The following is a 12,497-nucleotide window of genomic DNA, read 5'->3' on the forward strand; positions in this document are numbered from 1 at the left end:
TCAACCCCCCACGCCACCCCAGCCGCAACCCCCTCTTCCAAGTCATGCTCGCCCAGCAGTACCACACCCAACTCACCCCCCATATCGGAACAACCCGGGCGTCCTATTTCCCCGTCGCCACCGAAGACGCGGTCTTCGACCTGGCTTTCGCCTTCAGCGAGGAGCTCGACGGGCAGGGCATGATCCTCAACACGCAGTTCACGGCCAGCCTGTTCGAGCGCGCCACGGTGGAGCGGCTGCTGGACCGCATGGAAGAACTCCTCGACCGCACGGCCGACGGCGACCCACCCGTCATCCACCCCACCGGCGGCCCCCGCACACCCACCGCTCAACCCACCACTCCCACCGCACCCGCCGCCTCCGACCGCACCCTCGCGACCGTCCGCGGCATCTTCGAGGAAGTACTCCACCGACGCGACATCACCGACGACGACAACTTCTTCGACCTCGGCGGCCACTCCCTCACCGCCATGCGACTGATCAACACCATCCGCGACCGACTCGACGTTCGTGTCCCCGTGCGGGTCCTGATGCGGCAGTCGACGGTGGCCGGCCTCGCGGGCGTGGTCGAGGAACGCATGCGGACGGCGGAGTCCGAGGACGCGTCGGCCTCCCCCGTCGGTTGACGGGCAAGGGGGGCGGCGGCAGGCCCGGGACCTATGGGACCAGGCTGTCGTCCGCCCCCGCCGGCACGTTGGCGGTGGCCCAGGAGGACCACAGGTCGGCGTAGAGCCCTCCCGCCGAGAGCAGTTCCTCGTGGGTGCCCTGCTCGACCACACGGCCGGCGTCGAGCACCACGATCCGGTCAGCGGCCCTGGCCTCGGTGAGGTGATGGGCGATGACGATGCCGGTACGGCCCCGCAGGGCGGCGTCGATCGCGGCGTTCATGGCGGACCGGTCGCCGCCGTAGCTCTCGGCGGCCGGTTCGTCGAGCACGGCCACCAGGGGGTCCGCGAGGACGAGGCGTGCCAGCGCGAGCTGCTGTGCCCGGCCGGTGGACAGGGCGTGTCCGCCGGCTCCCACCGGCGTCCGGAGCCCTGAGGGCAGCGCCGTGGCCCAGGTGAGGGCGCCGACCCGGGACAGGGCGTCGGTGAGTGCGGACTCGGAGGCGTCGGGACGGGCGAGCAGGAGGTTGTCCATGAGCGTCCCCGAGAAGACGTGGTTCTCCTGGGTGACGAGGCCGGTGCTCCGCCGGTCGAGCGAGGAGGCCGGCACTCCGCCGACGGTGATCGCCCCGCGGCCGGGGACACGGATGCCGGTGACGAGGCCGGCCACCGTCGACTTGCCCGCTCCGCTCGGGCCGACGACGGCGACCCGTGCTCCGGGCGGGACGGTGAACTCCACGTCGTGCAGGACGTCCTGTCCGGTGTACCCGAAGCCGACGCCCCGGAGGGTGATTCCGCCGTCGCGCGGTGGCTTCGGCACACCGCGGTCGGCGGGCTCCGCCAGGGCCACGACACCGGCCAGCCGCGACAGCGCGGCCATCGCGGCCTGGACCTCGTCCAGCAGGTACAGCAGGGTGCTGACGGGTTCGAAGAGCCGGAGGAGGAGCAGGACGGCGGCTGACGCGGCACCGAGCGACACGGCCTGCGTCCGCACCAGGTGGGAGGCCATGCCGAAGACGGCGAGCAGGCCCAGGAGTTCGGCGGCGTTCAGCCGGAGTGAGAAACGGACCCGTGTCACGCAGGCCGTCAGCGCCGCCGTCGCCCAGCCTCGGGACCGGCGGTCGATGTCGTCGCCGTGCGGGCCCTCGAGGCGCAGGGAACGGATGGTCCGGGCGCCGGAGACCCCGGCCAGGAGCGACTGGGTCAGCTCCTCCTCCGCCGTCCGTTCGTCCGCATACTGAGGTGCCGACCGGCGCAGGTAACTCCTCGTCGCCAGTAGCCAGACGGGCAGTGGGAGCATCCCCGCCAGGGCGAGCCGCCAGTCCAGTGCGAGCAGTCCCACCGCGGTCAGCAGGATGGTCAGGACCGAGGAGACGAAGGCGGGCAGGGCGCCCCGGGCCACGTGCGACGCGACAGCGACGTCTCCGACGGTGCGCTGCAGCAGCACACCGCGTCCGGCTCGCTCCACCTGTTCCAGGGAGAGTGCGGCGACCCGTTCGACCAGTCGCCCGCGCAGGGACCCGAGTACGGACTCGCACAGCACCGCGGTACGGCCGGCTCCCACGGCGGTCATGGCGGCGCCGAGCCCGGTGGCGGCGGCGGCCGCGAGGGCGGCGACGCCCAGCTGTCCCGGTGTGCCGCCGGCCGTGACGATGTCGACGATGCGTCCGACGAGCAGCGGCGTCACCGTGGCCGCCGTCGCACCGGCGACCAGACCGACGACAGCCCACGCGAGGGTCTTCCCCCTGCCGCGCAGTTGGGTCCGTACGGTCCGCCAGGTCTGTCCCGGTGTCGCCACCGGGAGGGTGGGCGTGCTCATGAGAACACCACGCGCGCATAGCGCGGGTCCTTCGCGAGCTGGGCGTGTGTTCCGGTGCCCGCCACGGTTCCCCCTTCGAGCAGAACGACCCGGTCGCACATGGAGAGCAGCGCCGGACTGCTGGTCAGCAGGAGCGTCGTGCGTCCCGCGCGGACCTGCCGGATGCCCCGTGCCACCCGGTGCTCGGTCACCGCGTCCGTGGCGCTGAGCGGATCCGCGAGCACCAGGACGGGTGCCCCGGTCGCCAGGGCACGCGCGAGGACGACCCGCTGGCGCTGGCCGCCGGACAGCGAACGCCCCCGCTCGGTCACGGCCGTGTCCAGACCGGAGGGCAGGGCGCTGACGACGTCGTCCACCGCGGCCGCGGTGACGACGGTGTCCACGGTCTCCGCCGCATCCGGGCCGGGCGCGATGTTGGCCCGTACGGTGCCGGGGAACAGTTCCGCGTCGTGCCGGCTGACCGCCACCGCGCGGCGCACGGAGGCGATGCTCGCGTCCATGAGGTCCATCCCGTCGACGGCGACGGTCCCGGTGTACGGGCCTTCTCGTGCCAGGAGGGACAGGAGGGCGCCGCTGTCCTGCTCGTCGGTGGCCACGATCCCGACGCAGGCGCCCGCCGGTATCCACAGGCTGACGTCCCGGAGCGAACCGGCGCGCACGTGGGTCAGGCGCAGGTCTCCGGCGGGCGCGGGCAGGGCACGGTCGGTCGTCTCGCGCACGGCCGGGGGTGCGTCGTGCAGTGCGGCGAGGCGCCGGTGGGAGGACGCGGCGCGGGTCGCCGTCGACGCCATCGTCGCCACCCGGTCCAGTGCGACGGCGATGCCCTGCGCCAGTCCGAAGGCGCCCACGAGCTGTCCCACGGTCATGTGGCCCGACAGCGCGGCGCTGCCGCTGATCCAGATGACCGCCACCAGCACCAGCCCGGATGCGGCCGAGTTGGCGGCGCGCAGCCGGCTCTCCCAGTGAACGGCCGCGACCCTGGACCGGACGGCCCGTTCGTTCAGCTTGCGGTAGCGCTCGACGGCAGCGGTCTCGGCATTGATGCCCTTGAGGGTACGGAGCCCGGAGAGCATGTCCTCGATGTGGGCTCCGGCGTCCAGCGCGCCGTCGCGTTCGTCGTCGACCCGGTCGCCGAGTCTGCGGGCCAGCTCCCGGGAGAGAGCGAGGGTGAGCAGGGCGCCGACGGCCATGACCGCGGCCAACGGCAGGGAGACCAGCGCCAGGGCGACGAAGCCGATGAGCATCGACAGCAGGGCGGGAACGACGATGCCGGCCACCGTCCATACCGCGGCCGCCTGCTGAGTGTCCATGAGGGCGAGTGCGGCGAGCTCTCCCGGGCGGGGCGCGGGTTCCGCGAACCCGTAGGGGGACAGCACGCGGCGGACCACATTGGTCCGGCCCGAGTGGGTGGTCGTCAGTTCGGCGGCATAGCTCATCCGGCTGCCCATCGCGCCGGAGACCGCCATGACGGCGAAGACGAGGCAGATGACGGCGGACCAGCGCGCGACCTCTTCCCAGGCGCCGCCCATGCCCGAGTCGAGGGCCTTGCCCACCGTCAGCGGGATGAGGATCCCGGATGCCTGGTGGAGCGTCATCAGCAGGGTACTGGCGAGGAGAGCACGTGAGCGGCCCTCGAAGCCGGCGCGCAGGACGCCACGGAAGCCGGACCCGGCGCGAGCCAACGCGGGGCTCCTAAACCTCGGCCGAGTGGAGCGCTTCGCTCTCCCGGTGCCGGGGTGTCGCGGTCCCGGTGCCGGTGTCACCGGGACGGTCGCCTATGTACAGGGCGGCTTTCTTGTGGGGCAGTTCGACGATCTTGAACTGCCGCAGGCCGACCCGTTCGAGCATCTTGCGGCAGGGGTGGTTGGTCACCTCCGGCTCGCCGGCCAGGTGGCGCATGCCCGGGTACTGGCGAAAGAGCGCCTCTCTCATGTGCTTCACGAACGTGACACCCAGCCCTCGGCCCGTGAGACCGGGGTTGAGGACGGCGATGTGGAATCCGAGGTCGTCAGGGGTCCACCGGTAGAAGGGGGCGATCGGTGAGTCGAGCAGCCGGTACACCTCGATGTAGGCGAATTCCCGCCGCTCGTGGCGGATGAGGAAGGGGTGGGTGTGTCCCTGCGCCCGGTGCCGGCGCAGCTCCGCCGTCCAGCGCTCGGGCGGCCACCCCTGGTCCCAGGTTTCTCTGAGATACGGCTGGTTCATCCAGTGGGACAGGGAGGCTCCTTCGTCCGGACTCCCCGTCAGACGGTGGGCGGACCACGGAGCGGGTAATTCGAGCGTGGGGGGTTTCATGGCCTGTCCGTCTCCTCGTCGAATCTGCCCGATCACATGCGTCGCGCGAAGGCTTCAGACGCCCTTCCTGAGAAACTGGATGATGCGTTCGTTCACCTGGTCCGGGGCCTCCAGGTATCCGTAGTGACCACAGTCCTCGATCACTTCGAACTCCGCTCGCGGAATGGATTTGGCGACCTCGCGGCCGAGATGGGGCGGGTTGATCCGGTCGTCCGCGAAAGCGATGACGAGGCAGGGCCGTTGAATGTCCCGGTAGGCGGGGAGCCTGTCCGGCATTTCGGCGAACTCCATATGCGTGCGGGCCCCGCGCCCCGGGGGCGCTCCCATGGCGAGAATGTCCAGCCAGTCGCTCGCCGGACCGGGCTGGGCGAGTGTGGCGGGAGACAGGTTCTGCAGTGCCCTGACCATGGCGGCGTATCGGGGCGGTGGCCGCATCCCGGAGTCGTGGAGTTCCTTCTCGGCGGCCGCCATGGCCAGGCCCATCACGTCGGCCCGGCCCCGGGTGGCCATCAGGACCGCGCCGCTCACCAGGTCGGGCCGGGTGAGCATCAGTTCCTGGCAGATCCGGGCACCCAGTGAGGTGCCCACGAGGCGCACGGGGCCCAGGCCCAGTTCTTCGACGAGCGACACGGTGTCCCGGACCAGGTCGTCGAAGGTGAAGCCCTCGACGCACTCATCGGTCGGCGGCAGTCCGCGGTGGTCGAAGGTGACGGCCCGGAATCCGTTCTCGGTCAGTGCGGGGATTTGGTACTCGTTCCACACGTGGCCTTTGGCCGCGCTTCCCATCACCATGACGACGGGATCCCCGGTGCCGTGCACGTCGTAGTGCAGACGTATTCCGTTCGCATGCATCCACGCCATGTGATCCACCCCGTATGCCGTGCCGAACCCCGCCGATATTCCGGGCGTCCTGTCGATCTGCGGCCACTTCTTCACTGACAAGATCGCCGGAATGCTAACAGCGTGACCGGTCCCGAAGATCGGATGACGGCACGCCCTTCGGTCATGTGGCCGAAAACCAAAGGCATTTGGCCGACCTGGTGCAGCCCGCGGGACGCACATGACGGTCGGCCGCTTGCAGGTCATCCGTCAGTGCGGGCGGCGTCCGCGGGCTCGTGCCGCCCGTCGGCGCCCCGCCCGATCGCGGCCCGTGTCCGGGGCCGCCGGGCCCGCCGGAGCACCGCCGTGTCCCGCCAGGCCGTCGAGGAACACGGCGAGCGAGGCCACGGTCGGATGGCGGAAGAGGTCGATCATGGAGAACTCCTGCCGCAACGCCTCCTCCAGCAGGCTGTGCACGCGGGCCATCTGCAGGGAGTGGCCCCCCAGTTCGAAGAAGTTCTCGTCGGGAGCGACCCGGTCCAGGGCCAGCACCTCCCGCCACACCCGGGTGACCAGACGCTGGGTCTCGCCGGCCGGCTGCTCGCCGCCGCGAGGACGGTCGGCCCGGCGGAGCACGGCTCGGTCCACCTCGCCGGCCTCCGTGCGCGGCAGGACGTCCAGCCGGACCTGCCGGCAGCCCGCCGGAGTGCCGTAGCGGTCGGGCAGTGTGGCCGGCGCGGATCCCGGTGAGGTGCCGGAGCCGGACTCCAGATAGGCCGTCAGCCGCTCCACCGGGCGGGCCGGGGCGTCGAGGAGACCACGGATCCACGGCTTGGCCGGGTCGAGGCCGATGAGGACGTGGGGCCGGTCGTGGCGCAGGGCGTGGAGGAAGGACCGCACTCCCTCCGAGCAGCCGGCCGGACGGTATCCGCGGGCCCTGCTGGACGCGTCGAGTCCCGGCCCGCGGCTCATGCCCGTGTCCTCCCACTGGCTCCAGGCGAGGCTGCGGACGTGTCCTCGCCGTTCCCGGTACCGGTCGCGCACCAGGGCGTCGAGCTGGGCGTTGGCCGCCGCGTAGGCGCCGGCCATCGCGCCGCTGAACGTGCCGTTGACGGAGGAGAAGCCGATGAAGGCCGTCTCCGGCGCGTCGTCGAGGCAGTCGAGCAGTATCCGGGTCCCGGTGGTCTTGGGCGCCATCACTTCGGCCAGTTCGGTCACCGTCTGGTCGAGGAACGCCGTCTGGCGGAACGCCCCGGCCAGGTGGAGTACGACCGCCGGGGCGAGGCCGAAGCGATCGCGGGCCTGCCCCAGCGCCGCCCGTACCTGCTTCTCGTCGCAGACGTCCGCGGCGGCGTACAGGACGTGCTCGCTGCGGCCGCGCAGCGAACGGTAGGTACGCAGACGGTCGGTGGCGGGGCCGCCGGCCGCGACGTGGGCGTCCCACTCCTCCTCGGGGGGCAGTTCGGTGCGTCCGAGGACGAGCAGGCGGGCGTCGAAGGCGTCCAGCAGGTGCGCGCAGATCTCCGCCCCGATGCCGCCGAGACCGCCGGTGACGACGTACAGGGCCTCCCGTGGGAGCGGCGCGGCCGCCCGGGGGGCGGCCGGCAGCAGGGCGAGCCGGGGCACCAGTCTCCGGCCCTCGCGTACGGCGGCCTCCGGTTCCCCCCGGCGGGCACCGAACTCGGCGAGGACGTGGGGCAGTTGCTCGTCGACCGGCGCGTCCGGGAGGTCCAGATGGGAGAAGTGCAGCCAGGGGACTTCCTGGGCCAGGCCGATCAGCAGTGCCAGTCGCGCGGCGCGCCCGCGGTCGACGGTTTCGTCGTCGGTGATCTGCTGGGTGTGCCGGCCGAACACCCGGAGTGTCAGCCGCTGTTCGGCTCCGCGCCGGGCGGCGACGGCCTGCATGAGGTGGACCAGGGCGGCGGTCTCGGCCGTGACCGGGTCGGGGTCCGGGCCGGCCGGGGGCGCGCAGGTGGTGAGGTCGACGATCTCTTCCACCGTGACGCCTTCGTCGGCCAGGGCGTCGAGGAGCCGCTCGTGATCCTCGCGGCGGTCCCCGCCCATCGTGTAGTGGCCGTCTGCCACGCGCGCGTACCGCTCACCCGGATCCACCCGAACGCAGCGCCGGCCCTGTGCGGTCAGCCGGGACAGCACGGCGTCGGCGAGTCCGAGCCCGTCGGACAGGACGAGGACGGGGCTGCCGGCCCGGACGGCGGGAGCAGGCATGGGCAGGGCGGGCCGCCAGACACGTTCGTGGAACCAGTTGGGCAGGGTCCGCTCGTTGCCCAGGAGCAGGTCCGTGCGCGCCACCAGGTCGTCGAAGTCGCCCGCGTGGAAACGCTCTCGGAGCCGAGCGCGCTGGATCTTGCCGATCTCGGTCTTGGGGATGTCGTCGCGCCGCACGGGCAGCACATGGCGGGGGTTGAGGCCGGTACGGCCGACGATCCGGGCCCTGATCTGCCGCAGGGTGCCCGCCAGGTCCGCCTCCGGCCGCAGGTGCACGAACAGGGCCAGGGCCTCGCCCGAGCCCCCGGGCTCCCGTACGGCACAGGCGGCGGTGAAGGAGTTCTCCACGGCGGGCAGTTCCTCGGCCACCGACTCGATCTCGTGGCAGTAGTGATTGACGCCGTTGACGATCAGCACGTCCTTGGCCCGGCCCGTGATGGTGAGCGAGCCGTCGTTCAGAACGCCGAGGTCCCCGGTCTCGAACCAGCCCTCGTCGGTGAACGAGGCGCGGTTCTCCGCGTCGTTCGCGTGGTAGCCGGAGATGACGGTGGGCCCCTTGACCTGCAGCCGGCCCACGACCCCTTCGGGCACGGTCCGGCCGGCGTCGTCCGCGATGCGCAGCGTGGTTCCCGGGAGCGGGCGCCCCACGTCGGTGAACGGGTCGGTGTCGCCGGTCGTCGCGAGGGTGAAGGCGTCCGAGTAGGTGACCGCCGAGGACGTCTCCGACATGCCCCAGGACGGGCGCATGGCGGTCTCCGGCAGGCCGAGCGGACGCAGGGACTGGAGGAAGCGGCGGGCCACCCGGGGCATGATCGCCTCCCCCGCGTTCTGGATGAACCGCAGGCAGGAGAGGTCCCAGCCGCGTTCCAGGGCCTCGGCGGCACGGTCGTTCACCAGTCCGAAGGCGAAGTTGGGCGCCCAGGTGAGGGTGACCCGGTGCCGGTGGACGGCCTCCAGCCAGCGCAGCGGGTCCTCCAGGATCCACTGGGTGGGAGCATGTATCTGATGGCACATCAGATACACGTCGCGCACATGGAACATGACGACACCACCGACGTGATCGAGCGGCATCCAGTTGAAGGTGACGTCCTGGGAGCCGAAGCCGTTGGCCCGGGCGGTGGCCGCGCATCGGGCCAGGATGTTGCGGTGGCGCAGCGGCACCATCTTGGGCGTTCCGGTGCTGCCGGAGGTGAGGAGCAGCAGCGCGGTGTCGTCGGGTTCGGCGGTGTGCGGGGCGAGGTCCGGTTCGCCTCGGCGCAGTTCGTCCAGGATCCCGAGCCGCAGCGACTCGTGCAGGCCGCGGCGTTCGCCGAGGGCGCGCAGGTGCCCGGCGGTGACCGCGTCGGTCAGCACCGGTGGCCGTCCGAGCAACTCGAAGGCGGTGACCACGCGGTCGACGGCGGCGTCGTCCTGGGTGTAGTCGGGGGCGGGTGCCAGCGGAACGGGCACGAAACCGCCGAGGAGCGCGGCCCAGAAGGCGACGAGGAAGTCGTGGTTGTCGGGGCACTGCAGGAGCAGCCGGTCCCCGGGCGCGAGGCCGAGGGCGCGCAGTCCGCGCAGGACTCTCGCGGCCTCGGTGGCGAGTTCGGCGTAGCCCGAGGAGCGCGGTTCGCCGTGGCGACCGACCAGGAGCACACCGCCGCCGGTGCTCGTGGCCGCGCGCCGCAGCGCCTCCGGCAGGGTGCGCACGGTCGGTTCCGGGGCGGGCGCGCCACCGGAGAGCGCCGGGACGCGGTCGGCTGGGCCGGCCGGTTCCGGGTGGGTGCCGGTGGTGGTGTCCCGTGCGGGGCGGTCCGCCGCCGCGGCGGTGTTCACATGGACGCGTTCCTCTTCCTGTTCCGGGCCGTCGTCCTCGACGATCACCGCGGCGCCGGGCAGTTCCCGCTCCCAGCGACGGGCCAGGTCCTCGTCCGGTACGGGCAGTGCGGCGAGGCCGGCGACGTGGAGCCGGCCGGTGCGGTCGTGCGGCAGGGTGGTCACCGCGCTGAAGGTGCGGGGCACCAGCGGCGCGGGCAGTGCCGCCGCCGCCCGTTCCCTGACCCGCCGCAGGTTGACGGCACCGGCGGGCACGACGTACGCGACGAGTTCCTCGACGCCGTCCGAGGTGGTGCGGGGCAGGACCGCGCAGGCGTGCACGGAGTCGTCCGTGAGGACGGCGCACTCGACGTCGGCCCTGCTGACGTCGTACCCGTCGAGACGGATCCGGTCGGGATCGTCGGCGATCACGAGCCGGCCGTCGGCGAGGCGCCGGCCGTGCCACCCGGTGGGCCGCCGGACCGGATCTCCCGGACCGCTCAGGCCGAGCCTGCCGGGAATGCCGTCGGGCCGGCGGCGGCCGTGGGCGTCGGTGACGGTGACGCGCCGGTTGCCGTCCTGGGCGGCGGTGAGGCCGCCGGGCGTTCCGGGGGCGCTGCGCAGGGCCGCGACGATGCCGCCGGCCTCGGGCAGCGACCACAGCCGGTGAAGTTCGGCGCCGCACACCTGGTGGAAGCGGTCGGCGAGGGTCGCGGTGAGGCGGCCGCCGTCCGTGAGCACCAGACGCAGGCGGTCCGGCCGTCGGCCGGTCGATGCGGTGTGCTCGACGAGCGCCGCCAGCTCGGTGGGGGTCACCGGCGCGACGGTGACCCCGTGGGCGTCGACGAACGCGCCCAGTGCCGCCCGGTCGGGAATCCGCGCCGGGCAGACCGCGGCACCGCTCAGCAGGGGCCACAGCAGTGCCTGGACGGACAGCATGTGCGGCGCCGTACCGCGCTGCAGGACCACGTCGTCCGGACCGAGCGGGGTGCGGTCCTGCAGCCAGTCCACGGTGTCGCACAGCTCGGCGTGGCGCAGGACCACCGGCCCGTCGGCACCCGGGACGACGAACGCCGCGTCCTCGCCGCGCGGGAGCGGCACGGGCGTCTCGGTCGGGTCTCCGGTGCCGGGGCCCCCGGCCTGGTCGGTGATGTCGCGGACGTCCAACAGTTCCACGGCCTGGGGTGGCGTGTCCGCCGGGACGGACCGGGGATCGGTGAGCGCGGCGTCGACACCGGCCTCCGCCATCCAGCTCCGCGCCGGCCCGGCCGGCAGCGCCGGGTCCACCGGCACACAGACCGCGCCCAGCGTGAGCAGGGCCAGCGTGGCCACCGTCGACTCCGTCCCGGGCGGCAGCGCGAGGGCGACTCGCCGGCCCGGTCCGACGCCCCGTTCGTGCAGCCTGCGGGCCGCCCGGGCGACATCCCGAGCGAGTCGGGTGTGGTCGAGCAAGGTGCCGTCGGGGCCGGCCACGGCCGTGGCCCCGGGCGTACGGCGCGCCTGTGCGGCGAGCGCGGTGGGGATCGTGGCGTGCGGATCGCGCACCTGCCGGCCCGGGGAGACGTCCGCGGCAGGGTCGTCCAACGCCAGCTCCGTCACCGGGCTTTCGGGGGTGCGGACCGCTTCGGTGAGCAGGCGGCGCAGATGGACGGTGAGGAGGCGGACGGTGGACTGATCGAAGAGGTCGGTGCTGTGCACGACCGCTCCGTGCAGCCGGTCACCGTCCTCCCACAGGTGGAACTCCAGGTCGAACCGGGTGGACTGGCGGGGCAGCGCCTCGGCCGTGAGTTCGGCGCCGGGCAGGGTGAACTCCAGGCGGGGCGGGTTCTGCAGCGCGAACAGCGTCTGGAAGAGGGGGTTGCGGCCCGGGTCCCGCTCCGGTTGGAGGTCCTCGACGAGTTTGTCCAGGGGCACGTCCTGGTGGGAGTAGGCCTCGGTGCACATCCGCCGGGTGCGTTCCAGCAGTTCGGTGAAGGAGGGGGCGCCCGACAGGTCGCAGCGCAGGGGCAGCGTGTTGACGAACAGACCGAGCAGGGCTTCCGTCTCGGCCTGGTCCCGGCCCGCGACGGGGGAGCCGATCAGGATGTCGTCCTGGCCGGAGTAGCGGTGCAGCAGCGCCGTCACGCCCGCCAGGAGCGTCATGAAGAGGGTCGCGCCGTGCCTCCGGGCGGTGTCGCGCAGGTCCGCGGCCAGGGTGTCCGGCAGGTCGAAGTCGACACGGGCGCCGCGAAATGTCTGGGCCGGGGGGTGAGGTCGGTCCGTGGGCAGCCGCAGCACGGGCAGGTCGCCGTGCAGGCGCTCGCGCCAGTACGACAGCAACCGGTCCAGCTCGCCGCCGTCGAGCCGGGCGCTCTGCCATTCGGCGAAGTCCGCGTACTGGATCTCCAGGGGCCCGAGCCCGGTCGGCTCGCCGGTCAGCCGCTCGCGGTAGAAGGCCGCCAGTTCGCGCGTGAGCACGTTCAACGACCAGCCGTCGGTGACGATGTGGTGCAGACAGAGCAGCAGCAGATGGCGGTCGGGTGCCGTGGTGAGCAGCATCGCCCGCAGCAGCGGCCCCCGTTCCAGGTCGAAGGGGCCGGCCACCCACTCCTGGGCCCTCTCCAGCTCCCGGTCGGCCGGGAGCGTGGCGGTCTCCAGGTCGACCGTGCCCTTCTCGGCCACGACCTGGACGGGATCGCCGTCCTGCGCGGTGAACGTGGTGCGCAGGATCTCGTGCCGTGCCACCACCTGGTTCAGGGCCGCGCGCAGAGCTTTGTGGTCGACGTCGCCGGTCAGGCGCAGACAGAGCGGGATGTTGTAGTACGGGTTGCCGCGCTCCAGGCGGTGGAAGAACCACATGCGCCGCTGGGCGTAGGAGGCGGGGAAGCGCAGTTCGCCGTCGGACGGCGGGGCGTCCTGGCCGGCTCCTGCGGGCCGGCCGTGCTCTGCTGTGGACACGT

General features: G+C 72.7%; 6 protein-coding genes. 1 reads left to right on the plus strand and 5 read right to left on the minus strand.

Features of this window, described 5'->3' with window-relative positions; genetic code table 11:
* On the plus strand, positions 1–626 hold a 626-nt coding region (locus ACFPQ9_RS42435; protein WP_380865303.1), incomplete at its 5' end, for a phosphopantetheine-binding protein.
* 31 nt (positions 627–657) lie between these two features.
* On the opposite strand, the gene ACFPQ9_RS42440 is transcribed toward ACFPQ9_RS42435, so the two are convergent.
* The 5 genes from ACFPQ9_RS42440 to ACFPQ9_RS42460 all read right to left on the minus strand — a co-directional run bounded on the left by ACFPQ9_RS42440 (position 658) and on the right by ACFPQ9_RS42460 (position 12,495).
* Positions 658–2,424 carry an ABC transporter ATP-binding protein gene (locus ACFPQ9_RS42440; RefSeq protein WP_380865306.1) on the minus strand — a complete coding sequence of 589 codons (1,767 nt, stop codon included), beginning with the start codon at positions 2,422–2,424 and terminating at the stop codon, positions 658–660.
* Entirely contained in the window at positions 2,421–4,106 is a 1,686-nt protein-coding gene (locus ACFPQ9_RS42445; protein WP_380865309.1) for an ABC transporter ATP-binding protein, read from the minus strand. Before ACFPQ9_RS42445 ends, ACFPQ9_RS42440 begins: the two co-directional genes overlap by 4 nt.
* Before the next feature lie 10 nt (positions 4,107–4,116).
* Positions 4,117–4,629 (minus strand): GNAT family N-acetyltransferase, encoded by a 513-nt coding sequence (locus ACFPQ9_RS42450; RefSeq protein WP_465269623.1) that lies wholly within the window; start codon positions 4,627–4,629, stop codon positions 4,117–4,119.
* 144 nt (positions 4,630–4,773) lie between these two features.
* Positions 4,774–5,580: an alpha/beta fold hydrolase gene (locus tag ACFPQ9_RS42455; RefSeq protein ID WP_380865314.1), complete on the minus strand. Its 807-nt coding sequence runs from the start codon at positions 5,578–5,580 to the stop codon at positions 4,774–4,776.
* Between the two features lie 228 nt (positions 5,581–5,808).
* Positions 5,809–12,495 (minus strand): SDR family NAD(P)-dependent oxidoreductase, encoded by a 6,687-nt coding sequence (locus ACFPQ9_RS42460; RefSeq protein ID WP_380865317.1) that lies wholly within the window; start codon positions 12,493–12,495, stop codon positions 5,809–5,811.
* Positions 12,496–12,497 lie beyond the last annotated feature (2 nt).

It is taken from the genome of Streptomyces coerulescens (assembly GCF_042657965.1).
In the GTDB taxonomy this organism is placed as follows: domain Bacteria; phylum Actinomycetota; class Actinomycetes; order Streptomycetales; family Streptomycetaceae; genus Streptomyces; species Streptomyces coerulescens.